Annotated in this window: 28 protein-coding genes and 2 tRNA genes; 7 read left to right on the top strand and 23 right to left on the bottom strand. The window is 55.0% G+C overall.

Annotated elements, in window-relative coordinates; genetic code table 11:
• The first annotated feature begins 76 nt into the window (after positions 1-76).
• On the top strand, positions 77-1,198 hold the full coding sequence (locus tag DBR37_RS02500) for a mechanosensitive ion channel family protein (RefSeq protein ID WP_124572719.1): 1,122 nt from the start codon (positions 77-79) through the stop codon (positions 1,196-1,198).
• A 36-nt stretch (positions 1,199-1,234) separates the two neighbouring features.
• Here DBR37_RS02500 and DBR37_RS02505 read toward each other — a convergent pair whose 3' ends face one another.
• Positions 1,235-1,657 (bottom strand): PACE efflux transporter, encoded by a 423-nt coding sequence (locus DBR37_RS02505; protein WP_124572720.1) that lies wholly within the window; start codon positions 1,655-1,657, stop codon positions 1,235-1,237.
• A gap of 226 nt (positions 1,658-1,883) precedes the next feature.
• Here DBR37_RS02505 and DBR37_RS02510 point away from each other — a divergent pair.
• The 3 genes from DBR37_RS02510 (at position 1,884) to DBR37_RS02520 (ending at position 3,046) form a co-directional block, all read left to right on the top strand.
• Positions 1,884-1,959 (top strand) — tRNA-Val (locus DBR37_RS02510).
• Positions 1,960-1,996: 37 nt separating this feature from the next.
• A tRNA-Asp gene (locus DBR37_RS02515) sits at positions 1,997-2,073 on the top strand.
• A gap of 313 nt (positions 2,074-2,386) precedes the next feature.
• Positions 2,387-3,046 carry an epoxyqueuosine reductase QueH gene (locus tag DBR37_RS02520; protein ID WP_124572721.1) on the top strand — a complete coding sequence of 220 codons (660 nt, stop codon included), beginning with the start codon at positions 2,387-2,389 and terminating at the stop codon, positions 3,044-3,046.
• Between the two features lie 148 nt (positions 3,047-3,194).
• Here DBR37_RS02520 and dinB read toward each other — a convergent pair whose 3' ends face one another.
• From dinB to DBR37_RS02535, 3 genes are all read right to left on the bottom strand, one after another.
• Positions 3,195-4,391, bottom strand: a complete 1,197-nt coding sequence (dinB, locus tag DBR37_RS02525; RefSeq protein ID WP_124572722.1) for a DNA polymerase IV — start codon at positions 4,389-4,391, stop codon at positions 3,195-3,197.
• A gap of 202 nt (positions 4,392-4,593) precedes the next feature.
• On the bottom strand, positions 4,594-4,926 hold the full coding sequence (locus tag DBR37_RS02530; RefSeq protein ID WP_124572723.1) for a hypothetical protein: 333 nt from the start codon (positions 4,924-4,926) through the stop codon (positions 4,594-4,596).
• Positions 4,927-5,083: 157 nt separating this feature from the next.
• Entirely contained in the window at positions 5,084-5,422 is a 339-nt protein-coding gene (locus DBR37_RS02535) for a hypothetical protein (RefSeq protein ID WP_124572724.1), read from the bottom strand.
• Positions 5,423-5,618: 196 nt separating this feature from the next.
• Here DBR37_RS02535 and DBR37_RS02540 point away from each other — a divergent pair, with 196 nt between their 5' ends.
• Complete coding sequence (locus DBR37_RS02540; RefSeq protein ID WP_124572725.1) at positions 5,619-6,329, top strand: hypothetical protein; 711 nt, start codon at positions 5,619-5,621, stop codon at positions 6,327-6,329.
• A gap of 62 nt (positions 6,330-6,391) precedes the next feature.
• On the opposite strand, the gene DBR37_RS02545 is transcribed toward DBR37_RS02540, so the two are convergent.
• From DBR37_RS02545 to DBR37_RS02575, 7 genes are all read right to left on the bottom strand, one after another.
• Positions 6,392-6,628 (bottom strand): VF530 family DNA-binding protein, encoded by a 237-nt coding sequence (locus tag DBR37_RS02545; RefSeq protein ID WP_233588258.1) that lies wholly within the window; start codon positions 6,626-6,628, stop codon positions 6,392-6,394.
• Entirely contained in the window at positions 6,595-6,909 is a 315-nt protein-coding gene (locus DBR37_RS02550) for a DUF2288 domain-containing protein (protein WP_124572727.1), read from the bottom strand. The genes DBR37_RS02545 and DBR37_RS02550 overlap by 34 nt, the downstream gene beginning before the upstream one ends.
• 40 nt (positions 6,910-6,949) lie before the next feature.
• A complete protein-coding gene (locus DBR37_RS02555) occupies positions 6,950-7,156 on the bottom strand; it encodes a SlyX family protein (protein WP_124573242.1) in 207 nt (68 codons plus the stop codon).
• Positions 7,157-7,189: 33 nt separating this feature from the next.
• On the bottom strand, positions 7,190-8,557 hold the full coding sequence (locus tag DBR37_RS02560) for a chloride channel protein (protein WP_124572728.1): 1,368 nt from the start codon (positions 8,555-8,557) through the stop codon (positions 7,190-7,192).
• Between the two features lie 87 nt (positions 8,558-8,644).
• The gene (locus DBR37_RS02565; RefSeq protein WP_124572729.1) at positions 8,645-10,702 is read right to left on the bottom strand and encodes a UvrD-helicase domain-containing protein; all 2,058 of its coding nucleotides are present in this window, start codon (positions 10,700-10,702) and stop codon (positions 8,645-8,647) included.
• 97 nt (positions 10,703-10,799) lie between these two features.
• Complete coding sequence (locus DBR37_RS02570; protein WP_124572730.1) at positions 10,800-12,161, bottom strand: TrkH family potassium uptake protein; 1,362 nt, start codon at positions 12,159-12,161, stop codon at positions 10,800-10,802.
• Positions 12,158-12,808: a TrkA family potassium uptake protein gene (locus DBR37_RS02575; protein ID WP_124572731.1), complete on the bottom strand. Its 651-nt coding sequence runs from the start codon at positions 12,806-12,808 to the stop codon at positions 12,158-12,160. Before DBR37_RS02575 ends, DBR37_RS02570 begins: the two co-directional genes overlap by 4 nt.
• Before the next feature lie 196 nt (positions 12,809-13,004).
• On the opposite strand from DBR37_RS02575, the gene DBR37_RS02580 reads away from it, so the two are divergent.
• Positions 13,005-13,478, top strand: coding sequence for an SRPBCC family protein (locus tag DBR37_RS02580; RefSeq protein WP_124572732.1), 474 nt, complete (start codon positions 13,005-13,007; stop codon positions 13,476-13,478).
• A gap of 65 nt (positions 13,479-13,543) precedes the next feature.
• Here DBR37_RS02580 and DBR37_RS02585 read toward each other — a convergent pair whose 3' ends face one another.
• The 12 genes from DBR37_RS02585 to DBR37_RS02635 all read right to left on the bottom strand — a co-directional run bounded on the left by DBR37_RS02585 (position 13,544) and on the right by DBR37_RS02635 (position 22,002).
• The gene (locus DBR37_RS02585) at positions 13,544-13,912 is read right to left on the bottom strand and encodes a BON domain-containing protein (protein ID WP_124572733.1); all 369 of its coding nucleotides are present in this window, start codon (positions 13,910-13,912) and stop codon (positions 13,544-13,546) included.
• Positions 13,913-13,922: 10 nt separating this feature from the next.
• The gene (locus DBR37_RS17230) at positions 13,923-14,123 is read right to left on the bottom strand and encodes a hypothetical protein (RefSeq protein WP_148089222.1); all 201 of its coding nucleotides are present in this window, start codon (positions 14,121-14,123) and stop codon (positions 13,923-13,925) included.
• Between the two features lie 46 nt (positions 14,124-14,169).
• Positions 14,170-14,787, bottom strand: a complete 618-nt coding sequence (locus DBR37_RS02590) for a MarC family protein (RefSeq protein WP_124572734.1) — start codon at positions 14,785-14,787, stop codon at positions 14,170-14,172.
• A 29-nt stretch (positions 14,788-14,816) separates the two neighbouring features.
• Complete coding sequence (gene thpD / locus DBR37_RS02595) at positions 14,817-15,737, bottom strand: ectoine hydroxylase (protein WP_199739013.1); 921 nt, start codon at positions 15,735-15,737, stop codon at positions 14,817-14,819.
• A 7-nt stretch (positions 15,738-15,744) separates the two neighbouring features.
• Positions 15,745-16,185: an ectoine synthase gene (locus tag DBR37_RS02600; RefSeq protein ID WP_124572736.1), complete on the bottom strand. Its 441-nt coding sequence runs from the start codon at positions 16,183-16,185 to the stop codon at positions 15,745-15,747.
• Positions 16,182-17,477: a diaminobutyrate--2-oxoglutarate transaminase gene (gene ectB, locus DBR37_RS02605; protein ID WP_124573244.1), complete on the bottom strand. Its 1,296-nt coding sequence runs from the start codon at positions 17,475-17,477 to the stop codon at positions 16,182-16,184. Before ectB ends, DBR37_RS02600 begins: the two co-directional genes overlap by 4 nt.
• A 48-nt stretch (positions 17,478-17,525) precedes the next feature.
• Positions 17,526-18,047, bottom strand: a complete 522-nt coding sequence (gene ectA / locus DBR37_RS02610; protein WP_124572737.1) for a diaminobutyrate acetyltransferase — start codon at positions 18,045-18,047, stop codon at positions 17,526-17,528.
• A 120-nt stretch (positions 18,048-18,167) separates the two neighbouring features.
• The gene (locus DBR37_RS02615) at positions 18,168-18,638 is read right to left on the bottom strand and encodes a MarR family winged helix-turn-helix transcriptional regulator (RefSeq protein WP_124572738.1); all 471 of its coding nucleotides are present in this window, start codon (positions 18,636-18,638) and stop codon (positions 18,168-18,170) included.
• A 170-nt stretch (positions 18,639-18,808) separates the two neighbouring features.
• Positions 18,809-19,267, bottom strand: a complete 459-nt coding sequence (locus DBR37_RS02620) for a GNAT family N-acetyltransferase (protein WP_124572739.1) — start codon at positions 19,265-19,267, stop codon at positions 18,809-18,811.
• Positions 19,267-19,671 carry a lysozyme inhibitor LprI family protein gene (locus DBR37_RS02625; RefSeq protein ID WP_124572740.1) on the bottom strand — a complete coding sequence of 135 codons (405 nt, stop codon included), beginning with the start codon at positions 19,669-19,671 and terminating at the stop codon, positions 19,267-19,269. Before DBR37_RS02625 ends, DBR37_RS02620 begins: the two co-directional genes overlap by 1 nt.
• Positions 19,668-19,919, bottom strand: coding sequence for a DUF2164 domain-containing protein (locus tag DBR37_RS02630; protein WP_124572741.1), 252 nt, complete (start codon positions 19,917-19,919; stop codon positions 19,668-19,670). Before DBR37_RS02630 ends, DBR37_RS02625 begins: the two co-directional genes overlap by 4 nt.
• 34 nt (positions 19,920-19,953) lie before the next feature.
• Entirely contained in the window at positions 19,954-22,002 is a 2,049-nt protein-coding gene (locus tag DBR37_RS02635) for a primosomal protein N' (RefSeq protein WP_124572742.1), read from the bottom strand.
• 87 nt (positions 22,003-22,089) lie between these two features.
• Between DBR37_RS02635 and DBR37_RS17345 the strand changes: the two genes are divergently transcribed.
• Complete coding sequence (locus DBR37_RS17345; RefSeq protein ID WP_255410528.1) at positions 22,090-22,221, top strand: hypothetical protein; 132 nt, start codon at positions 22,090-22,092, stop codon at positions 22,219-22,221.
• Positions 22,222-22,653 lie beyond the last annotated feature (432 nt).

Consider the following 22,653-nt stretch of genomic DNA (forward strand, 5'->3'; position numbering starts at 1 on the left):
GCAACCTCTACCTTAGTGACGAAAAGTTGTCGCATGAGCAAATTATGCAAAATGCATTTGAACAAGAGGTGAATGAATGATGTTACTGCAAGACTGGTTTATGTTTGGTATTTCGCTCAAGGATTGGTTGCACGCCTTATTGGCAGCAGTAGTCAGCTTCCTCATCATGGATCTGCTGACGCGCTTTGTGGTGCGCCTGATGAAGCGCCGCATGTCTGTACTCCACCTCATCACCAAACGCCGCGTCGATGAAGTTATCGTCGGTACGCTGGCCGGCACCAAACGCTTCCTGCTTTTACTGCTGTCCATCCTGATCGGTCTGAACACGCTTACCCTGCCCGCCATCGTCGAGCTCCGCCTGTCGCAGCTCGGCATCATCCTGATCGGCATACAGATCGCCATCTGGCTCAATCGCGGCATCAATGTCTGGATGGAAAAAGTGGTCGATCCGGAAGTTGACCCCGAACTGCGCAATGCAGCGACCACCACCACCATGGTCTTCCTGTTGCGCATTGCGGTGATGCTGACGGTATTGCTGGCGGTACTGGCCAATCTCGGCGTCAACATCACGGCTTTCGTCGCCAGTCTCGGCATAGGCGGCATCGCCATCGCTTTCGCGCTGCAAGCCATACTCAGCGATTTATTTGCCTCACTTTCGATCGGACTGGACAAGCCCTTTGAGGTCGGTGATTTCATTGTGGTGGACGACTTGCTGGGGACGGTCGAATACGTCGGCATCCGCACCACCCGTCTGCGCAGCCTGAGCGGCGAACAACTCGTGCGCTCGAATACCGAGCTGCTGAAATCGCCGATACGCAACTACAAGCGCATGTCGGAACGACGGGTGTTGTTCAACTTCGGCATCACGCATGACACGCCGGTCGACAAAATTGCCGAGCTCTCGGCCACGGTACGCAAAATTATTGAAGACGCGCCCTCGACCCGCTACGACCGCGCGCACTTTGTCCGCATCGGCCCCAGCAGCCTGGAATTTGAGGTGGTGTATTACCTGTTAAGCCGTGAATACAGCGTGTACATGGATGTACAGCAACATATCAACCTGGAACTCATGCGCGCCTGCGCGGAGCGCGGCATCGTCTTTGCCCATCCGACCACTACCCTGCATGTGCCGTCGGAAGTCCATCTGTCCACCCGTCCAGTGGCGGATGCGGCGCGACGCAAGTCAGCCAACGCCTGATAACAAAACCGGGGCCTTGCACCCCGGTTTTTGTTTCTACTTGCTACGCGTCTGACCCAGGCGGTGGCGAATGATGTCGTACACCCAGTTAAAGCAAAACGCATACAGCATGAAGAAGGCCGAGAAAATCAGGTCCAGCGTCAGCGCCTCCCATAACGAGATATCCAGCCACCAGGCCGTTAGCGGCAAGGCTATCGCCATAAAGAAGGCTTCAAAGCCTATCGTATGGCACACCCGCATGCGGACGGTACGACGCCAGCCGTAACGGTGCTCAAACGCTTCGTAGATGTGGTTGTAAATCATATTGCTGGCCATCGCGCTGATAGCCAGCATCACGGCCAGTGCGCCGAAATGCAGCATGTCCATGCCGAAGCCATACGACATCAGCGGTACCAGAATAATAAGGGCGAAAAATTCAAACAGGACTGCGTGAATGACGCGGCGAAGTAAAGTATTGATAACAGGTACTCGGAAATAACGGGAGGAAGGCGTCCATTATAGGTTGCCCCAGGCAAACTCGCTTGGCACTGCCGCCGGCGGAAAGATGGCTTTTTTCGCAATGAAAAAGAAAATTTCGAAAAGATTCTGCAAACAGTGGTGACAAATTTTTTTTTATGCTCTATACTTCGCCCCCTTCAGGTGTTGGTAGACGTCAACACAAGTTTGGCTGAGCAATCGTATTCGCGGGTGCTTAGCTCAGTTGGTAGAGCGGCGCCCTTACAAGGCGTAGGTCGGCGGTTCGACCCCGTCAGCACCCACCAATCAGTCAAACGGAGAGCCTGAAGCAGTTTAGTAGTTGGAGTGGTAGTTCAGTTGGTTAGAATACCGGCCTGTCACGCCGGGGGTCGCGGGTTCGAGTCCCGTCCACTCCGCCAGAATAAGAAAATGCCCGCGCAAGCGGGCATTTTTGTTTCCGTCCCACCTTTTCGGCGCAGCCGACATGCTGCGGATGGAGTGCGCCGTCTGCGCGGCGCACAGCGGGTCTCGAAGCGATTTGCTTGCAAGCAAATCGGCGGCCTGCGGAACGCAGGCGAGTCCCGTACACAGACGGAATAAAAGCCGCCTCAAACAAGCCGCAAAGCGGCGAGTCAACAACCGCCCGCAACCCCAGTTCTGGTAACATACGAACCCAGCACATTAAGGCTCGTAGCCACGCATATTTCCTGCCAAGGCACACGAGAAAGCACGATGACAGACTTCAAACGCGAACCCATCCCCCTCCCCAGCAAACCTGGCAAGGTCTTGCTGCATTCCTGCTGCGCGCCCTGTTCCGGCGAAGTGATGGAAGCGATGCTGGCGAGCGGTATCGAGTACACGATTTTCTTTTACAACCCGAACATTCATCCGGAAAAAGAATATCTGCTGCGCAAGGAAGAAAACATCCGCTTCGCTGAGAAACACAACGTACCGTTTATCGATGCCGACTACGATACCGATAACTGGTTCGAACGTGCGAAGGGTATGGAAAACGAACCAGAGCGCGGCATACGCTGCACCATGTGCTTTGATATGCGCTTCGAGCGCACTGCGCTGTATGCACATGAACACGGCTTCCCGGTCATTTCCAGCTCGCTTGGTATCTCACGCTGGAAGGATATGAAGCAGATCAACGATTGCGGCGTGCGCGCTGCGGCCAAGTACCCGGACATGCTGTACTGGGAATACAACTGGCGTAAACAAGGCGGCTCGGCCCGCATGATCGAAATCTCCAAGCGCGAAGATTTCTATCAACAGGAATACTGCGGCTGCGTCTATTCACTGCGCGATACCAACCGCCATCGCCGCGACAATGGTCGCGACAAAATTTCATTCGGCGTGCAATTCTACCGATCCAATCCTGCCAAGTAAGCGCATACGGCGCGCAAACCTTGCGCTGAGTCATAAAAAAAAGCGGCACTGGAAACCCAGTGCCGCTTTTTATTTAGCGCTACGCTGTCAATGAATTAAAAGCCATAACGCGAGGGAAACGATGACAGACAACGTGCCGTATCAGGAATTATTCAGAGTCTCCCGACTCTTGAAATAACTCGCCTTGAACGACAGGCTCTTCCGGCGGCAGCGTATCCTTTTTAGCCAGCGTGCCTATGCGCACGCCCAGCAGGCGGAAGGGCTGATCCAGCGGGATACGTTTCAGACATTCCCCTGCCGCTTGCCGGATCGCGCCCGCATCATCGGTATAAGTCGGCAAGGTCAGATCGCGTGTGACTATCCTGAAGTCGGTAAAGCGCAGCTTGATGCCGACTGTGCGTCCGACCACACCCTTGCGCTGCAAATCCCCGGCCACGCGTTCACACAAGCGAGTAAAGATGCCGCCCAATGCTTCACGATCACGCTTTGCATGCAGGTTGTTTTCAAAGGTGGTTTCACGGCTGACTGATTTCGGTTCGGAATAAGTAACGACCGGACGTTCATCTATGCCGTGCGCAACCCGCCCCAGCCAGTCGGCATAGGAACGACCAAAATGTTCATGCAGGACTGCGGCATCTGCTGCAGCCAGTTCTTCTATCGTGTTCAGGCCGAGCGCAGTCAGTTTTTCTGCCGCGCGCGGGCCGATGCCATTAATCTTGCGCGCCGCCAGTGGCCAGATACGCGTCACGATATCGGCTTGCGTCAATATGGTCAGGCCGTTCGGCTTTTCCAGGTCCGAGCATATCTTGGCCAGTAATTTATTCGGTGCGATGCCTATCGAACATGACAAGCCGGTGGCCTGTTGCACCGCGCTCTTGATACGCGATGCCAGTGCATAGGTCTCTTCGCTATGTTCACTGAGGTCGATATAAATTTCATCGATACCGCGGTTTTCTATATGCGGCGCGATATCGGCGACGGCCTGTTTGAACAGGCGTGAATAATGGCGGTAAGCGTCAAAGTCCACCGGCAGCAGCACGGCGTCGGGCGCCAGCCTGGCTGCCTTCATAATTCCCATCGCCGAGAATACGCCCAGCGCCCGTGCCTCATAAGTCGAGGTCGTCACCACGCCGCGTCCGACATAGTCGCGCAACTTTGCATACTGCCGACTCCCGTCATCCAGCGTGACAGGTGCATGTACCGACATCCCGCCGATCACGACCGGTTGGCCGCGCAGCTCCGGATAGCGCAGTAATTCGACCGACGCATAAAAAGCATCCATATCGAGATGCGCAATGCGACGCGCGCGCGGCAACTCGGCAGGTGAATTAACGGGGTCAGACATACGGTGAGGGGTGGAAACCTTGCGCAGTGGCGCAGGATTTAGACATGCCGGGTTCAGGTAAAACGATATTTTACCGATGCCTGATCAGCTTGACCGGACGATTTGAATTTATATCGTCGGAGTACAGAAAGGAATGATTACAGCTGTAACTGGTGCGACAAACCCGCGCGTCGCATTCTGGCAGCGCGCGGGCAAGCGATGCTTATTTCATCGGTTCATTTCTGATTTCGGATGCGCGTGTAGTGTTTGCATCCTTGACCGCTTCGCGTCGTTCCGCACGGGCGGCACCGACTTCCTGTTTGTACTCGGTGCGCGCTTCCTTACGTTCAGCGCGATATTCTGCATTGGCCTGACCCCGCGCGATACGCGCTTTCACATACGGGTCTTCCTTGTAGTTCAGGCGCGACTGGTCGATGTAAGCAGGGTCATTGGCTGGTACCGCAGCTTGTGTTTGCGACATTGGAGCCTGCGCCGCTGCGATCTGGGCAAACATGGCGACGGCGGTGCCGGCGAGTATGGTGCTTAGTTTTATCATGGCAAGTCCTTTGTTCAGTAATAAGAAACCAGGCGATGTATCCGCCCGGCAATTCATGCTCCCTGTCTGCTGACAGGTGTCACACGCCTTATTACTGACCCACCATATTGTCGAAAAGTTCAGCTTTTAAATAAGCACCATGCACTGCGGCAATACTTCAGCGCCCGCCCGTCCACCACACAGCAATAGCCACTATCGATAACAACGATGCCAGGACGGACAAGGCCGTCAGGCGCCGGTAACGTCGTTCGTTCGCGATGACGCCCTGCTCCAGGGTCACCACCATTTGCTTCAATTGCTCGGCCAGTTCCTTGATATGCACAGCGTTATGCGATGCTACTTCCTGCAGCTCAGTAATTTGCCTTTGCAATAAGGCTTCCTGCGTAGCCGCGTTTTCATCGATCTTGCGACTCTGAAACACCGGCAGCGCGGCAGAGATAATCGTACCCACATGTGGCAGTACGGCTTTCACCGCAGGCAATAGCCATGTATACATAATGCGTCCTTGCTTGATAGCGGAAATGAGTGTCGGTCACGGCCGACTGCATGCGGCCATTTAAACAGATTCATCCGTTCCTCACAAATAAGTCCCTGGCTTACATTTCCACTTCGTGCCCATCGGGTTTTAAGTTATATTGCAACGACGCTTGCCTGCGGACAAAATGCGCGGGCAAATAACATCAATTTTAAGAATGAATACCTCGCTCATGCTCGACCCAAATGCATTACTCAAGCCATTGAATGGCTACATCGTAGAAGACCTGACCAATGCCGATATCGCTGCCACCGGCGCGATTGCTGCATCGATCCTGGGCGACCTTGCTGCACCCGTATTGAAAATGCTGTCCGTCGCAGGCGATTCTGCTGACGACATTTCACTCGAATTCTTCCCTGACCCGGACGACGAAAGCACACCGGGCACACTGATTTTCTGGCCAGCGACCCGTACCAGCCTGAAGAGCTCATATGACGATGCTTATCAGGCCGAGTATTCACTGCGCCTGGCAGTGTTCCTGTCGGAACGTGATGATTCGGATGTGATTTACCCGGCCGGCTTCAGCATGGTGCTGAAGCTCAATGAAAGCGCGTGTGAATTGGTGAAGAACCTGCCACCTGCAGTATTTGAACGTCTCGAGTTCCAGATGAAAGGCGGCCCTTTGCCGGGCGGCTTTGAATTCCTCGACGACAGCGAACATATTCCGGTATTGCCGAATATGCGCCGCCAGTTCCTGAAAGCCATTACACGTGCCCACTCGGTCACCGCGAAAAAGCGCAGCAAGGAATTTGAAGCAGTGATGGTGCACTACATCTGGGACAACACCGAACCGCAAGCACACTTTGAAGCCGTGCTGTCGACGCTGGCAACGCTGTTCGTAGCGATCCACCACCAATCCAAGCTGTAATTCTGCCGTACCGACATACCCGGCTTTTAGAACTCATTTCACGGATATTTGTGAAATGAGTTCTAGTCGGACATGTGTATAAACAAATCTTCCACCTTGCTTCTGGCCCACGGCGTTTTGCGCAGGAAAGTCAGGCTGGATTTAATACTCGGGTCAATGTTGAAGCACTTGATATCGATCCGACGTCCCAGCTCTTCCCAACCGTAGTGATCTACCAGCGCCACCAGGATCTTTTCCAGACTCAGTCCGTGCAAGGGATCCTTGTTCACGCCAGTTTCTTTTCTTGTACCAACACCCACGGCCGCGCCACGACCGTCCACAGCATGGCATCCGCTTCGAGCCAGATATGGGCTTGCGCATCACTGACCTTGGCCAGTTGACCATTACTCAGCCAATGCTCAACCGCTGACTTGTCATCAATTGCAAAGCGCGCTGCCACATCAACCAGATCGAGCTCGTCGGCGACCACGATCACCAGGCCACCCGCAAAATAGCGCAGCAATTCCTGCCACCCGATTTGCGAGGTTTCCATATTCAGCTTGGCATGCAATAACTTTTGCTCTTCGTTCGGTGTGCTCATGATTCAGTATGTATAAATTCAGGATAGTAATATTGCCGCATCAATAATGCGGCGGTCTTTCATTGGCGGCGCTTTGTTCATTACCGCCGCTGACGACATCCTTCAGGCGACGTGCCAGTGCGGCACACAGCGCTTCCAGTTCATCGATTTTCTTTTGCTGCTGATAGACCAGCTGATTCAGCGAATCGAGCAAGTCTTCCTGGCGCGCTATCTTGATTTCGATATCGACAAAGCGATCTTCATTCATCTGGTGTACTTCCTGATTAAGTTCCGGCACGACTCAGCTTTCTGCCGTGCGTGACATCCGGTGTTGATGTATCGCTTCGCGCCGGAAATTACGCGAAGCAGCATGATAAAAAGGACGCGGACAAAATTGCCGTGACACCAGCGAAGCAGCCAGCGTCGTCGCCAGCAACAGCAAAGTCACATCCTGGCTGCGCGTCATTTCCATCACGATCACGCTGGCGGTAATAGGCGCCTGCGTAGCAGCAGCCAAAAACGCCGCCATCGATAACAAGGCTATCAGTCGCCCATCCACCGCACCTGGCAGCACCTGGGCGATATTGTCGCCGATACCGGCACCTATCGCCAATGAAGGCGTAAAAATTCCGCCCGGGATACCGGCGAAATAAGACAGTATGGTCGCACCCAGCTTGCTCAGGCCAAACAGCATGCTATCTACCGGATGACCATTCAGCAGGGCCGCCGCCTGTTCGTAGCCAGTGCCATACGTCGTCCCTTGCGCCAGCATGCCGAGCAAAGCCACCAGCAAACCGCAAACAGCCGCCAGTAAAACCGGATGACGCTCAGTCCAGCTACGCTGGCTGGCTGGCAACCACGCCGCTGGTCCGGCCAGCAGCATCTTGCCGAACAAACCGCCGAGGACACCGTTGACCAGCGCACACACAACGACTATCCACCACGCCGCATTCAATGCGAGTATGGATTCGTTAAGATGGAAGTAAGAGTTATTGCCGAATACCGACAAGGCGATGAAACCGGCACCCAGTACCGCCGACATCACCAACCGGTCCCAGCGCACTGCGGTGCCGCGGCCCAACTCCTCTATCGCAAATACGACGCCTGCCAACGGCGTATTGAACGCTGCTGCCAGGCCACCCGCCGCCCCGGCCGCTATCAATGCCTCGGGACGAAAACCAACCGCAAAGCGCGGCCGCTTCTGCCACCAGCGGCCCCACGCCAGCATCACGGCTGCACCCACCTGCACCGATGGCCCTTCGCGCCCGATAGATGCACCAACCAGCAACCCCGCCGCCGTCAGTATTACTTTCCACATCGATTGCAGCGGTGACACCAGGCTGTTCTGCGCGGCACCTGCCGGCAGCGACATCGCGGCGATGACCTGCGGAATACCGCTGCCACGCGCCTGCGGCGCAAGCCGTATCGTCATCCAGCGAATACCGGCAAAACCCAGCGGCAACATGAACAACGCGCTCCACCAGTAGGCATGTGTAATCTTGCGATTCAGGCCCAGCATCTCTTCTGCCAGCCATGCAAAGCCCAGCGAGCACACGGCGACACACGCTGCGCCGCCAAGGAAAATCGCGATACGGAAAGAATGACGCGATACCCGCGCGGTGTGGCGCGCGTGTTTTCTCATGATACGAAAGGTCGGTTGATTTGCCATGGTTCAGCTCACTCGGGGCGATGGTAGTGACGGATATATCAGCATCGAAAGCACTGCATGATCCATGCCATCCACCGGCAAACGGGGTCAGGCTCCGGCTGACTTCGGCTTTTGCAACAAGGCCTTCAGATTGGCCAGGCGGTTCTGCGGGGTAATGACCTCTTCCTCAGTTGGCACCGCGTCGCCTTCATCCAGCTTCATTTCCTTGATGAAGCGTGAAATATCGCAATGCACGTGTTCGCGCGCACGCTTGCGCTTCTTGCACCAGCTCACATGCAGCGTACGCTGTGCGCGTGTGATGCCGACATACATCAGGCGCCGCTCTTCTTCTATGCGCGCACCCAAGGTATCGACCGGTGCATCAGGATCACCCTTGTGCGGCAGGATGCCCTCTTCCACCCCGACCAGGAAGACATGCGGGAATTCCAGCCCCTTGGAAGCATGCAGGGTAGACATGCGCACCGCATCCGGTTCCTCATCCTTGCCTTCCAGCATGGTCATGAGCGCCACCATTTGCGTCAGGTCGAGCAAGCTCTTTTCCGGATCATTGCCGTCCTTGCCACCCGAGCCTTTTTCCTTGAGCCAGGTGGTGAAATCGATGACGTTTTGCCAGCGTGACTGCGCCTGCCTGTCGTCGAAGTTATCGTACAGATAGGCTTCGTAGTTAATCTCTTTCATCATGTCGTCGAGCAGCGATGCGGCCTGGCCTTCGCGATGCGCATGGTGTTCGAGATTGTTGATGAAGGTGCAGAACTCGCGTAGCGGCGTCAGCTGGCGATCGGCCAGCTTGGATTCCAGGCCGCCTTTGAATACCGCTTCGAACAGCGAACACTGCCATTGCCCGGCAAATGCGCCCAGCGCTTCCAGCGTCGATTGGCCGACGCCGCGCTTGGGCGTAGTGACTGCGCGGATGAATGCAGGGTCGTCGTCCTGATTGGCAATCAGGCGTAGATAACTAATGATGTCCTTGATTTCGGCACGGTCAAAGAAGCTCTGTCCGCCGGAAATCGTATAAGGAATGCGCTCCTTGCGCAGCGCCTGCTCGATCACGCGGGCCTGATGATTACCGCGATACAAAATGGCGTAATCAGAAAATTTGGCACGTCGTTCGAAGCGATGTGCAGATAGCATAATCGCGATCTGCTCTGCTTCCTGGTCATCATCCTGCATGCCCATGACTTTGACCGGATCGCCGAGACCATGCTCGGACCACAATGATTTTTCAAACAGTTTCGGATTATTCGAGATAACCGAGTTGGCCGCCTGCAGGATGCGCGTACTGGAACGATAGTTTTGCTCCAGCTTGACGATGCGCAGGTCAGGAAAATCGACCTGTAATTGCTTCAGGTTTTCTATGGTGGCGCCGCGCCACGCATAGATCGCCTGGTCATCATCGCCCACAGCTGTAAACATCGGCTTCTTGCCAACGCCTGTCACCAGCAATTTGACCAGCTCATACTGGCAGGTATTCGTATCCTGGTATTCATCGACCAGCAGGTAGCGCAAGCGACGCTGCCATTTGTCGCGCACCGTTTCATTGTTGCGGAATAGCTCGACCGGCAAGCGGATCAGGTCATCAAAGTCGACCGCCTGGTAAGCGGACAAGGTCGCGACATAGTTGCGGTAGATGCGCGCGGCCTGTGCCTCGTCTTCATCCTTCGCCTGCTTCAACGCGGCATCCGGATCGACCAGACCGTTTTTCCACAAGGACATGGAAGTTTGTATGCGGCGGATCAATTGCTTGTCGGTGGTAACCGCCAGATCCTGTACCAGCGAGAAGCAATCATCGCTATCCATGATGGAAAAACGATCCTTCAGACCCAGCTCTTTCGCTTCCTGCCGCAGGATTTTGACGCCCAGCGAGTGGAAGGTGCTGACGGTCAGTTGCTTGGCCTGCTTCGGCTCTTTGAGCAACTTGGCGATACGTTCCTGCATCTCCAGCGCTGCCTTGTTGGTAAAAGTCAGCGCGGCAATGTTTTTGGCTTCATAGCCGTGCTCTTCGATCAGGCTGGCGATCTTGGTCGTGATCACGCGTGTCTTGCCCGAACCCGCACCGGCCAGCACCAGACATGGGCCGTCCATGTACTTGATGGCGTCGCGCTGGGGCGCGTTAAGACCGTGAGCTGGATTCGGGGAGTTGGACATCAGGTAAACCGGGAAAGAAAGCCAGTCATTGTATCAGTCTGCGGACTGCCACCGCTGGCATTCGGCTGGTTTCTGTCTGCGGTGCAAAATAGGCAACTTAGCCTATATTCACGCGCCCCGCCGGATAAGTGACACCCGCACCACGTGTATTCGCCAGGGTAAAAGCCAGCGTAAGCGGGCCGACACGCCCGACCAGCATCAGCACCATGATGATCCATTGTCCACTGACCGACAAAGTCGAAGTCACACCGCGCGACAAACCTGTAGTGGAAGCGGCGGATACGACTTCAAAAGCCAGGTCCAGAAAATTGGCATGCTCGGTCAGGGTCAGCAGGAAGGTACCGGTCACGACAAAGAACAGCGCGATGATGGTAATTGCCAGCGCACGCAAGGTCAGGCTGGCATCTATGCTGCGGCCGAACAGCACCGGATTGTGTTGCTGGCGCAGGAAAGCGCGTGTCGCGATCAGCAGGATGATAAATGTCGTAAGTTTGATACCGCCACCGGTAGAACCACTGCCCGCACCAATGAACATCAGCGTCATCACGAAGAAGGCACTGCCCTGCGTCAGCATGGACGTATCCATGGTCGTGAAACCAGCCGAACGCGGCGCTACTGCCTGGAACCAGCTAGCCCATAATTTGGTACCCAGTCCATGCAAGCTGCCCAGGGTATCCGGATTGCCGTATTCCAGCGCAAACAAGACCAGCATCGCCAGCAAGTTAATGAATAACGTACCCACCAGCATCAACTTGGTATGCAGCGCCAGCTCACGGAAGCGCCGCTTGGCGCGCAAGTCGGCAATCACTGCAAAGCCTATACCGCCTGCGATAAAGAGGAAAGTGATGACCAGATTAATCAGCGGATTGCCGACATAATTCCCCAGGCTGTTTGCTTCCAGGCCGAACCCGGCATTATTAAAAGCCGAGACCGCATGGAAGAAACTGAAGAACAAGCCGCGCGACCAACCAAGTTGCGGCACCCACTGTATCGCCAGCAACAAGGTACCGAACAATTCCATCACGATGATGAAACCAAACAGCACACGCAACAGCGCCTGCATATCGAGTCGCCCGCTTTGATTCAGCGAGTCCTGCAAGGCGGCGCGATCACGCAGGGTCAGACGACCGCTGGTCAGATGGATAATGAGTACGCCAAAGGTCAGCAAACCGATACCACCCAGCTGGATCAGACCCAGCAATACCCACAAGCCGAATTGCGTGAAGTGACTACCGACGTCAACGACAGACAGGCCGGTAATCGTCGATGCCGATACGGCTGTAAACAAAGCCTGCATCCAGGTGGTCGGACTGTTGCTCGCCATCGGCAACTTCAGCAAGAGCGTACCAACCAGCGACAAACCGACGAAGGACAGGATCAGCGCTTGCGGCGGCGTCAGGTGCAAGACCTGTCGCCTTACCTGGCGATAGACCAGCGGCGGACGAAACCCGCGTTTCATAAGTAGGGGGAGAGATTACGTAAATTATCGAGGGTGCCGACCATTACCAACTGATCGCCGACCCGGAAGATGTAGTCGTTCGCTGGCGGCGTCAGGATTTCCCGCTGGTGTTTGACCATCAGCATTTGCACACCCCGGCCATCCAGCCCGAGTGCAGCGATGGTTTGCCCGACCAGTTTTTCTGATGCGCGAACCTCTACCGTGAACAGGTCGTGGCCCAGGCTAATGTAGTCCAGCACCTCCGGGTACATCATGGCGTGCGCCAGGCGCAAACCCATTTCATGTTCCGGATGCACGATATGATCGGCGCCCAGCTTGTGCAGGATGCGATGATGATTGTGGTTCAGCGCCTTGGCCCAGACTTCCGGCTTGGGCATATTCTTGACGGTCAGCGTGACCAAGATGTTGGCTTCCAGGTCTTCACCGATGGCGACGACTACCGCATCGCTGTCGTGTACGCCGAGGTCGCGCAAGGTATCTTCGTTACGCGCATCGGCCACCACCGCTTGCGTGATGTCATCGGCAATCGCGTTGACATGCTCCGGGTCGAGGTCGATGCCGAGTACATCATTGCCCAGGCGCGCCAGTTCGCGGGCCACAGTAGAGCCGAAGGCTCCCAATCCGATAACGGTGAATGTGCGTTTCATGATGGAAATTCAGCAAGAGATAATGGGCATTAGACCATAAGTACATAGCCGCAGGCGCACTGTAAATCTTACAAGCGTACTTATCTCTGTTTATCTTCTGCAGCACCTTCGCCACATCAAGGTTTGGCGATCACGCGACACACAGTACAATACAAACACCGCTCCATGTCTTACACACTATACGAAACCATTAGTTATGCAATTCCAGCACCTGGTAGAAATCAACGACCCACTTAACCCACTGATCGATACGCTGACGCGTGATCAACTGTGGCGAGGCCTGGTCATGCGTGCAGAAGCGCCCAAGCTTTTCATTCCGTGGCTGGATGAATGCAAACTCTTGTCGCGCAGCGAAGATGTGATCGCACGCACGTTGCGCTATGGCGAATTGCTGGTACATGACCGCGTCAATCTGACCCCTTTGCAGCAGGTGCACTATGACGTGCCGGCACAGGAAGATATTCCTGCCTCCAGCCTGCTGATCACGATAGAAGAGCCGAGTCCGGGCGCCCTCTTTGTACGCTTCGCATATGACACCGGCACCACTGATGACGATATGGATGCCTTCTACAATGAATTCCGCCGTTCCGCGTATCAGGAAGCTGACATCGATACGATACGCATCATTCGCCAGCTGGCAGAAGAAGGCCGACTCGACCTGCCGGTCTGAACATCAGCTATGACGCAATAAAAAACGCCGGGCAAGCCCGGCGTTTTTGTTTTCAAGCGTAAAGATCAGTCTGGTACTTTGATCGCGTTTTTAACTGATTTGACGCCAGCGGCTTTCTTCGCTGTTTCGCCCGCCAGGTATTGCTGCCAGTCGTTTTTCACTGTGCCGGACAAAGTAACAGCACCATCTGCCGTCGCTGCCACTACAATTTTGGTACCTTTCAGCTCAGCTTCTTTCGCCAGGGTAGCTTCCACTGCTTTTTGCAAAGCCGGGCTAGGAGCGGCTGCAGGTGCAGCAGCTGCGGCCGGTGCTGCGGCTGGCGCTGGTGCCGGAGCAGGTTTTGCATCTGCTTTTTTATCTGTTGCCGTAGACGCGCAACCAGCCAGGAATGCCGAAACGAATGCCAATGCGACAGCGCGTTGAACGTATTTCATAGTGTCTCCTCTATGTTTTCTTTGATTTGGTTTTTGGTGTTGCTCTATGTTGAAAGCCTGAGTTGCTCTCGGCTTGAGTATAGGCACAGCCCTTGCGAAAAAGGTAAGCCCTGGCAAATTTTTTTTGAGCAGAATTGACCTTGGACAGCCCGCCGCCAGGCTTTATGTCGTTTGCCTGCAACAGCGCGCTGACATAGCAGATGCTCAGCATCTGCCGTCGCTGTCCTGGCGCATATTGCGACGCAGCATAGCTGCCGTTATTCCGCCATAAAGCCTGTGCTCTGCAAACCGGTCAGGATCATGTCAATCGCAATCGTACCGATGAGCAGCGCAGACATACGTCCTACCAGATCGATATAACGATCCGTCATCGCAGCATGCCGCTCCTTCAGCTTGTCATGCGCGACCTTCATCGCCACCAGGATACTGACGGTCAAAACCAGCGTACCGATGATCACTGCCGCTGCGCCACCTAATGGCAAGCGCGTACCTATCACGACGGCAGCACTGACGGTGCCCGGACCTATCATGATAGGCATGGCGATACTGCCGGCCATCGCGGTCGGATTGTCACGCAGGCTTTCTATTGCCGCGGCCCCGGAGAACACATAACGCAAACCGATCAGCAGGAAGACGATGCCGCCAAAAATCTGGAAGGAAGCGAAACGTACCTGCAGGTAATCGCGAAAGAACGCTTCGCCACCCCAGGCAAATAGCACAAACACGCAAGCACTGATCATGCTGCCACGCACCAGCACGCGCGCAAACGTCGGCGTCGGCAACCCCCTGATCAGGTCGAGCAGATAAATGCTCATCAGGAAGGGGTTGAACAAGGCAAAGAACAGCGCAAAAGAACGCAGGTAAGCTTCTTCCATAGGTCCTTTCGTAACGCCAGCTACGCCGCTCAGGCGATCAGCAGGGCTTCCGGTTTGAGTTCAGCGATACCGTCACGTGCGGCCACAAATTCGGGGCGCGGCGTCAGGCCGCCTTTCGGCTCATCGAGCTGATTGGCGATGCTGTTATAGACGAAGAAGACATTGCTGCGCGGGTAAGGCGTGATGTTGCCATTCGAGCCGTGCATGGTATTGCAGTCGAAGAAGACTACTGAACCGGCTTTCCCTGCGCAGGTAGTAATCCCGCCCATGTCAGCCAGATAGCGCAACAGGATGGGATCGGGCACGCCGACTTCCTGTTTCTTCAGCGATTTCTTGTAATTCTCGTCCGGCGTCTCACCCATGCAGGATACGTAGTGATGGTGCGAACCCGGGATCAGCATTAGCGGGCCATTGCACTCACTGTTATCTGTCAACAGGATGGAACAGCTCAAGGCACGCATGGCCGGCATGCCGTCTTCGCTATGCCAGGTTTCAAAATCCGAATGCCAGTAAAACTCTTTACCGGTGAAGCCGGGTTTGTAGTTGATGCGCGACTGATGGATGTAGACTTCGCTGCCCAGTATTTCACGCGCCACATTCAGCACGCGCGGATCACGCACCAGGTTGGCGAAGATCACATTCAGACGATGCACATTGAAGATGGAGCGTACTTCGCCACTGCCCGGTTCAGCGATGACTTCCTTGCGTCCGGCGTTGGTGAATTCTTCGCGCATGCCTTGCATCGCACCGAACAGATAATCCACTTCGTCGGAATTGAATAATTCCGGCATCAGCAGGAAACCGTTTTTTTCATACGATGCGCGCTGCGCTGCATCCAGTGCAGCCTTGCGCTTGCTTGCAACTTCGTACACCACCGGATCCTGGCGCGCCAGGATGCCAGCATTGTTTTGCGTACGTGTGGGGTAAGCATCTTGCGATAGCATGATCATCTTCTCCTCAACTTTCTGCTGTGGCTTTTTCAATTTTGGCGGCAGCGATATTGCTGACCGGCTCTTCAGGGACTAATTGATAGACACCGTTTTCATCATGCGTCTCGGTTCCCGCCAGCGGCGGGTTGAAGGTGCAGATCAGGTGCAAATCCGTTTCTGCACGCAACCAGTGTTCATCGTGCTTGTTCAACGCATACAAGGTGCCCGGCTCGATGCGGAAGGTTTCGCCGGAAGGAATCAGCTCCACCGAACCGACACCTGCCACGCAGTACACGCCCTCCAGATGGTGCTGGTACCAGATGTGCGTTTGCGTACCGGCATAGATGACGGTGTGATGCATGGAGAAACCCATGCCGTCTTCGCGCAGGAGCAGACGGCGACTGGCCCAGGTTTTGGCTTTTACATCGCGGCTGGTATCGAGTATGTCTTTCAGTCTGCGTACGATCATACGGTCACCTCTTTATCTGATTCGACCTTGTCTTTGACGGCTTCATCGACTGCTTCAGCGACTGCGTGCTCGAGGATGTCGAGGCCGGCCAGCAGGGTTTCCTGCTCGATGGTGAGCGGCATCAGCAATTTGACGACTTCATCTTCACCACCCGAGGTTTCGATAATCAAACCATTCTGGAAGGCGATGCTGGTGATGCGATCGGCCAGCGCCGGATCGGCACAGGCTATCCCTTGCATCATGCCGCGCCCGCGACGCGTGAGTTGTGCATCCGGATAGCTGGCGACCAGCTTGTCGAGGAAGGCTTCGATGACCAGTGATTTCTTTTGGATAGACATCTGGAAGCGGTTGTCACCCCAATAGTGTTGCAGGGCGGCAGTCGCTGTTACGAAGGCCAGGTTGTTGCCGCGGAAGGTGCCGTTATGCTGACCTGGTTTCCAGACGTCGAGCTGCGGCTTCATCAGCAGCACTGCCATCGGCAAGCCAAAACCGGACAGCGATTTCGACAAAGTGATGATGTCCGGTTTGATACCGGCGGGTTCGAAGCTGAAAAAAGTACCGGTACGACCGCAACCAGCCTGGATGTCATCGACGATCAGCAGGATTTCATGGCGCTGGCACAGTTGCTCCAGCTTCTTCAGCCAGTTCAGTCCGGCGACGTTCAGACCGCCCTCGCCTTGTACGCATTCAACAATGATGGCCGCAGGCAAATCGACGCCGCTGCTCGGGTCAACGATGAGTTTATCCAGCATGGCGATGGTGTCGATGTTCATGCCGAAGTAACCGGAGTAAGGCGCGCGATGCACGTCATTCAGCGACACCCCGGCGGCATCGCGGAATTTGCGATTGCCGGTCAGCGCGAGCGAACCCAGCGACACGCCGTGGAAACCATTGGTGAATGAAATCACCATCTGGCGCCCGGTCACATTGCGCGCCAGCTTGATCGCCGCTTCTACCGCATTGGTACCGGTCGGCCCGGTGAACTGGATCTTGTACTGCATCTTGCGCGGCAGCAGCACATGGCTCTCGAAGGTTTGCAGAAAGGTTTTCTTGGCACTGGTCGCCATGTCGAGACCATGCACGATACCGTCTTCCGACAGGTAATCGATGACGGCCTGCTTCATGGTCGGATTGTTGTGACCATAGTTCAGCGTGCCGGCACCGGCCAGGAAGTCGATATAGCTGCGACCGCCTTCATCGGTAAGCACTGCGTTTTGCGCTTTGGTAAAAACGGTAGGGAATGAGCGGATGTAACCGCGAACTTCTGATTCAAGTCGATTGAATATACGCATCATGTTTCTCCTGATGGTGGATGAGTGAATTGATCGGGCCACACGCAATCAAGCTGCGCGCAAACCCGGACCAAGTTGATACAGCCATTCTTCTTCGTGCTGACCGGCGCCGAACTCGCTGGCAGCCAGGTAGGGCTGCGCCTGTATGTCTACGCGATGGCGCTGCGCATAGCTTTCGAATAATTTGCGTGAGCCGATATTGCTGGGGCTGATGGTGGTTTCTATTTTCTGAAACCGGTAACTGGCGGCACAACGTGCGATCAGTTGATCCAGCATGCGGGAGGCGATCTGGCAGCCTTGCATGCCTGGAGCGACGGCGACTTGCCAGATAAAAAGCGTGTCTGGCTTCGCGGGTGGGATGTAGGCGGTGATGGCACCGACCAGCTGACCTTCTGTTTCTGCCACGATGCAAGTCGCAGCATGGTGTTCGCACAACAGGAGGTAGGCGTAGCGGGAATTCAGGTCCAGCGGCGGACAGCTTGCGATCAAATCATGCAGGGCTGCGCCATCACTACGTTCGGGCGGGCGCAGCGTGATGTAATCGGCTGCGCTGGCTACTTGCGTGTTCATGCTTTCTCCTTTTCCGAGAAAAGCGATCCCCACAGCCAGTAAAGGCCATAGTTACACTCGTCAGTTAAGTGGAAATCAGGTTTGCGCGCGGAGCTTGCGACTACTTACGCAAGCATCCTGCTACACAGGTTCGGCAGGTATTTTGGCTTCGAGCAAAGAGGCAAATTGTTCCAGCGTGACGATCAGGGCCTGGCGATCGGTTTCGGGTAAGGAGCCTAACAGGCTGTCGAAACCATTCGGTAATGCCGACGGTGCATTGGCGAGGACCTGCTGGCCCGCCTCGGTCACCGCGACAAATACATTACGGCGATCACGCGTATCGCGCTCACGCTGCACCAAGCCTTTTTCTTCCAGCCGGTCGACGATGCCGACCACGGTACTAGGACTGAGTTGTATCGCACGCCCGATGGATCTGAGCGTACTCGGTCCCAATTCTGCAATTGCAAGAAGTGCCACTAGTTGTGGCGATGTGATGTTATGAGTGACTGCCAGGCGCTTGGAGTGGTGCTCCACGCACTGTGCTATGCGACGTACGCTTTGCAAGACGCGTATCGAATCATTGACGGTAACAAGTTTGGCGATGTCATTCATGACCGCGAGTGTAGCGACACTTTTTCATTCTGTCGCGCAGCATCACGATAACCTCACATTTTCCTGTTTTTGATATCCCGGTTGCTTGATTAACAAGCCGCCATCTTACCCGCCAGATCAATTGATGTCAAATCATTCGTATACGAACAATGTTGATAGGAATCATTATTTCATCTCAACATTTCTATGTGCGGGATGCCGTCTTCCATATAAATATCGGAAACCGGAAGGAAACCAAAGCTGCCGTAATAGGCTTGCAGGTGCTCTTGCGCCGAGATCCGGATCGCGCATTGCGGGAATAATAATTCGGTACGGCGTATGCCTTCTGCCAATAGTTGTTTGCCGAGTCCGGCACCGCGCGCCGCCTGTACCGTCAGCACCCGACCCAGCGACGCCTCGGCATATTTTTCACCCGGCGCGAAGCAACGCAGATAAGCCAGCAAGCGACGCTGCCCATCCATCTCACCCCAACCCAGCAAGTGATAAGCAAGCGGGTCGGCACCATCGATATCCGGGTACAGGCATTGCTGCTCCAGCACGAATACATCCTGCCGCGCGCGTAATACTTCATACCAGCTGGCGCCATCCAGTTGCCCGAATGCAGCCCATTGCCATTCCAGCGTCATCATTACCTGGCGCAACCTTCCATGCCGCACGCCTGTACTTTCAGGTCTTCGCTACGCTGCACCGTATGCCGCTCTAGGCAGGAGAAGTGCAACAAGGGCCAGATCGAACCGGACTCTTCACGCAGGCCCGTATTAGCCAGGCAATCCTTGTCGCGAAAGCCGATCCATGCGCGCTGCGCATCGCGCAAACGTTGTTTGCCCGTCGCATCCTGTTGTGCCATGAGTTTTTTGTACTGCTGGTTGAGTATCTGATCCGCTGCGGTATAGCGATGGCTGGCACATACATTCATCGTCAGCTGGTTTTTATCGCAATCCTTCAGGGCTTCCTGCAGCAGCGCCTGATCCTGTGCCGCTGCCGCGCCGCTGATCACCAATAACAAACCCGCGAGTACATGAGGCATTTTCATTTCTTGCTCCAGTATCCGAATTCAGCTTCGTAACAAGTCACATCCAGTTCGGCCACTTTATCCTGCATCGCCGACTGCGCATCCGCTATCGCCTGATTGTAGATGCAGGGACCGAGTTCGCGGACACAATAATCGAGCAGGAGCCTGGCTTTAAGGTCGCCTATGCTTTCATCCATGTTGACGTCGAAGTATCGACGTATGGAGCCGATCAGGCGTTCTTCGGTTTCTGCACTGAGTTTGATGGTCATGCCAGCCTCTGCTTCGGGTTTGGTTTATGCGTACTTAAATATCTACCGGGTCTACTTCCAGCGACCAGCGCACCCGCGTCTTCATCTCGCGCAAGGCGGCTATCCAGACTTTGAGGAAGGCCTGCAAAGCCGGACGCGACGTACATTCGACCAGCAATTGCGCGCGGTCGACATTGGCGACGCGCGTCATGGTCATAGGTATCGGGTCATTCATGGTAATGCCCGGATAATCCACGCAGGTGATCGCCTCATGCAGGAAATCCAGTGCTATCTTGATTTCCTTCGCTTCGGCACGCAGCAAGGCCTGGTAAATGAAAGGCGGGAAGCTCGCCTGCTGGCGCTCTTCCAGCAGCTCGGTCGCAAAAGTATCGTAATCGTGACTACGCACTGCAGCGTACAAGGGATGCTGCGGATAACGCGTCTGTATCAGGACTTCGCTTGCACTGCCGCCCTCTTTCTGCGCGGCGCGTCCGGCGCGTCCGGCAACCTGCATCAGTTGCGCAAACAAACGCTCGCTGGCGCGGTAATCATGCGAAAACAGTGCCGTGTCCGGATTCAGTACGCCGACCAGGGTCAGATTCTGGAAGTCATGCCCCTTGGCTACCATTTGTGTACCGATCAGGATATCGACCTCACCCCGGTGCACGGCATCAAAAGCTTCCTGCGCACTACCCTTGCGGCGCGTCGAATCTGCATCGATGCGCATGATGCGTGCTTGCGGGAATATTTGCTGCAGACTTTCTTCGACTCGCTGCGTGCCGCGTCCTAAAGGTTGCAGGTCCACATTGCCACAAGTCGGGCAGGATTTGGGTATGCGTTGCTCAAAGCCGCAGTGATGGCAGCGCAGCCGTTTATCTAGCTTGTGCAAAACCAGGAACGCACTGCAACGCGTACAGTTGCTGATCCAGCCGCAGGAATCGCAGGCGATCACCGGCGCGTAACCACGCCGGTTGAGGAATAGCAGTGATTGCTCACCGCGCTCCATGCGCAGCTTGAGCGCAGCGACCAGTGTCGCGCTGACGCCCTCTATCATTTGCTCGCGCGGCGCCTTGCGCTCCAGATCGATCAGTCCGACCTTGGGCAAGACTGCATCCTTGACCGCCCGCTCACGCAATTCCAGTTTGCGATAACGGCCGGATTGCGCGTGATGCCAGGTTTCCAGCGATGGTGTGGCGGAACCCAGCACGATGGGAATACTCAATTGATGCGCGCGCCAGACTGCGAGGTCACGCGCCGAATAGCGTAAGCCTTCCTGCTGCTTATAAGAAGGATCATGTTCTTCATCAACGATGATCAGCTTCAGGTGCGGCAGCGAAGACAGGATCGCCAGGCGCGTACCCAATATGATGCGTGCCTGCCCCAGATGCGCCGCCAGCCAGTGCGTCATGCGCTCGCCTTCCGCCAGTCCGCTATGCAAGGTGGCGACCATGACGCCCGGGAAGCGCGCGCGCACATTCGCTTCGAGTTGCGGCGTCAGGTTGATCTCCGGCACCAGGATCAGGATCTGCGCGGGATTATCATCTTCCTTGCTATGCGCCAGGATTTGCGCAGCTGCCTGTAGATAAACCTCGGTTTTGCCGCTACCGGTCACGCCGTACAACAAGGTCGGCGCGAAACCGCTGGCACTCGCGATGGCGTCTGCCGCTTCCTGCTGTGCCGGATTCAGTTGCGGCATCGCAAACGGCGTAGCGTCATGGATCGCATCGATCCTGGCCAGCTTCTTGATCGCTTTATCCAGCGAGGTGGTTTTCAGCAAGCGCAGGTTTTTCGGCAAACCCGGAATCGCCACCTCACCCAAAGGACGCTGATAGTAGTCAGCCGCAAATGCACATAATGCGATCCAGGCCGCAGATAAGGGCGCAAGTTGCGTGCGTACGGCAAGCGCAGACTTGAGCTTGTCCAGCGGCACATCCGTATCGTCATGCACCGCCACGATCAAACCCATGACTTCGCGACGCCCGAATGGCACCAGCACCAACTGGCCCGACAATGGCCGCGGCGCATCGGCTTCCAGGCTCCACAGATAGTCGAAGCAGAAATCAAGGGGCGCGTCGAGCGCGACTTTAAGGATGCAGTGTTCCACGGAGTTAATGTGTTACCTGAGAAAATGACCTAACTACCGGTTTCATAAGCGCTTTTTTAACTATCCACAGCCGCTGTGGATAACTTTGTGGATAAGGACCTCTTGACAGGCAGGGAGGCCAGCATTGATGCGGCTTCCAATAGATTGCCTAAAACCGAAGCACAAATAAACACCATTAAAATCAATCACTTACAAATAGATGCTTTTTGCGATGAATAAAACTTCTAAATAAATGTTATTGCTACGCACAAGTATATATTTGTGCATAAGTTTGCTTCGGCCATACCCCAACACCCTTTTTTCTGTCAATTTTTTCGTGCTGCGTACCATTTATGTACACCTTGGATATCAGCCGCCGGGGCCGATCCGGCGAGCAGGCAAAAAGCGGCATTTAAGATGTCGGATTTTATTGCACCTGCACAGAAACCTCACGTTCGCTTTGAGAATATTCTGTAACTCGCGGTTTCATAAACGATTTTCAAAAGTATCCACAAGCCTGTGGATAACTTTGTGAATAAATACCTCTTCGTAATAGTCGCGATGGCATTTACCCTGGCATTACGTGCCGACCTTATTTTTACGGGAAAATTAAATTCTTTAAAATCAACAAGATACAAAAGTATTGCCCGGGAAGCGAAAAAGCCAAATAGT

Origin of the sequence: Herminiimonas sp. KBW02 (assembly GCF_003852535.1) — a bacterium.
Taxonomy (GTDB): domain Bacteria; phylum Pseudomonadota; class Gammaproteobacteria; order Burkholderiales; family Burkholderiaceae_D; genus Oxalicibacterium.

Bases quoted from the DNA above. Each gene is read 5' to 3' on its own strand.
- DBR37_RS02620 (WP_124572739.1), bottom strand. From the start codon at position 19,267: ATGATGACGCTGGAATGGCAATGGGCTGCATTCGGGCAACTGGATGGC.
- DBR37_RS02630 (WP_124572741.1), bottom strand. From the start codon at position 19,919: ATGACCATCAAACTCAGTGCAGAAACCGAAGAACGCCTGATCGGCTCC.
- DBR37_RS02500 (WP_124572719.1), top strand. From the start codon at position 77: ATGATGTTACTGCAAGACTGGTTTATGTTTGGTATTTCGCTCAAGGAT.
- DBR37_RS02530 (WP_124572723.1), bottom strand. From the start codon at position 4,926: ATGATAAAACTAAGCACCATACTCGCCGGCACCGCCGTCGCCATGTTT.
- ectA (WP_124572737.1), bottom strand. From the start codon at position 18,047: ATGAACACGCAAGTAGCCAGCGCAGCCGATTACATCACGCTGCGCCCG.
- DBR37_RS02570 (WP_124572730.1), bottom strand. From the start codon at position 12,161: ATGAAACGCGGGTTTCGTCCGCCGCTGGTCTATCGCCAGGTAAGGCGA.
- DBR37_RS02600 (WP_124572736.1), bottom strand. From the start codon at position 16,185: ATGATCGTACGCAGACTGAAAGACATACTCGATACCAGCCGCGATGTA.
- DBR37_RS02540 (WP_124572725.1), top strand. From the start codon at position 5,619: ATGAATACCTCGCTCATGCTCGACCCAAATGCATTACTCAAGCCATTG.
- DBR37_RS02555 (WP_124573242.1), bottom strand. From the start codon at position 7,156: ATGAATGAAGATCGCTTTGTCGATATCGAAATCAAGATAGCGCGCCAG.
- DBR37_RS02585 (WP_124572733.1), bottom strand. From the start codon at position 13,912: ATGAAATACGTTCAACGCGCTGTCGCATTGGCATTCGTTTCGGCATTC.
- DBR37_RS02615 (WP_124572738.1), bottom strand. From the start codon at position 18,638: ATGAATGACATCGCCAAACTTGTTACCGTCAATGATTCGATACGCGTC.
- DBR37_RS02565 (WP_124572729.1), bottom strand. From the start codon at position 10,702: ATGTCCAACTCCCCGAATCCAGCTCACGGTCTTAACGCGCCCCAGCGC.
- ectB (WP_124573244.1), bottom strand. From the start codon at position 17,477: ATGCGTATATTCAATCGACTTGAATCAGAAGTTCGCGGTTACATCCGC.
- DBR37_RS02580 (WP_124572732.1), top strand. From the start codon at position 13,005: ATGCAATTCCAGCACCTGGTAGAAATCAACGACCCACTTAACCCACTG.
- DBR37_RS02550 (WP_124572727.1), bottom strand. From the start codon at position 6,909: ATGAGCACACCGAACGAAGAGCAAAAGTTATTGCATGCCAAGCTGAAT.
- dinB (WP_124572722.1), bottom strand. From the start codon at position 4,391: ATGTCTGACCCCGTTAATTCACCTGCCGAGTTGCCGCGCGCGCGTCGC.
- DBR37_RS17230 (WP_148089222.1), bottom strand. From the start codon at position 14,123: ATGCTGAGCATCTGCTATGTCAGCGCGCTGTTGCAGGCAAACGACATA.
- DBR37_RS02625 (WP_124572740.1), bottom strand. From the start codon at position 19,671: ATGAAAATGCCTCATGTACTCGCGGGTTTGTTATTGGTGATCAGCGGC.
- DBR37_RS02575 (WP_124572731.1), bottom strand. From the start codon at position 12,808: ATGAAACGCACATTCACCGTTATCGGATTGGGAGCCTTCGGCTCTACT.
- DBR37_RS02535 (WP_124572724.1), bottom strand. From the start codon at position 5,422: ATGTATACATGGCTATTGCCTGCGGTGAAAGCCGTACTGCCACATGTG.
- thpD (WP_199739013.1), bottom strand. From the start codon at position 15,737: ATGATCATGCTATCGCAAGATGCTTACCCCACACGTACGCAAAACAAT.
- DBR37_RS02520 (WP_124572721.1), top strand. From the start codon at position 2,387: ATGACAGACTTCAAACGCGAACCCATCCCCCTCCCCAGCAAACCTGGC.
- DBR37_RS02560 (WP_124572728.1), bottom strand. From the start codon at position 8,557: ATGGCAAATCAACCGACCTTTCGTATCATGAGAAAACACGCGCGCCAC.
- DBR37_RS02590 (WP_124572734.1), bottom strand. From the start codon at position 14,787: ATGGAAGAAGCTTACCTGCGTTCTTTTGCGCTGTTCTTTGCCTTGTTC.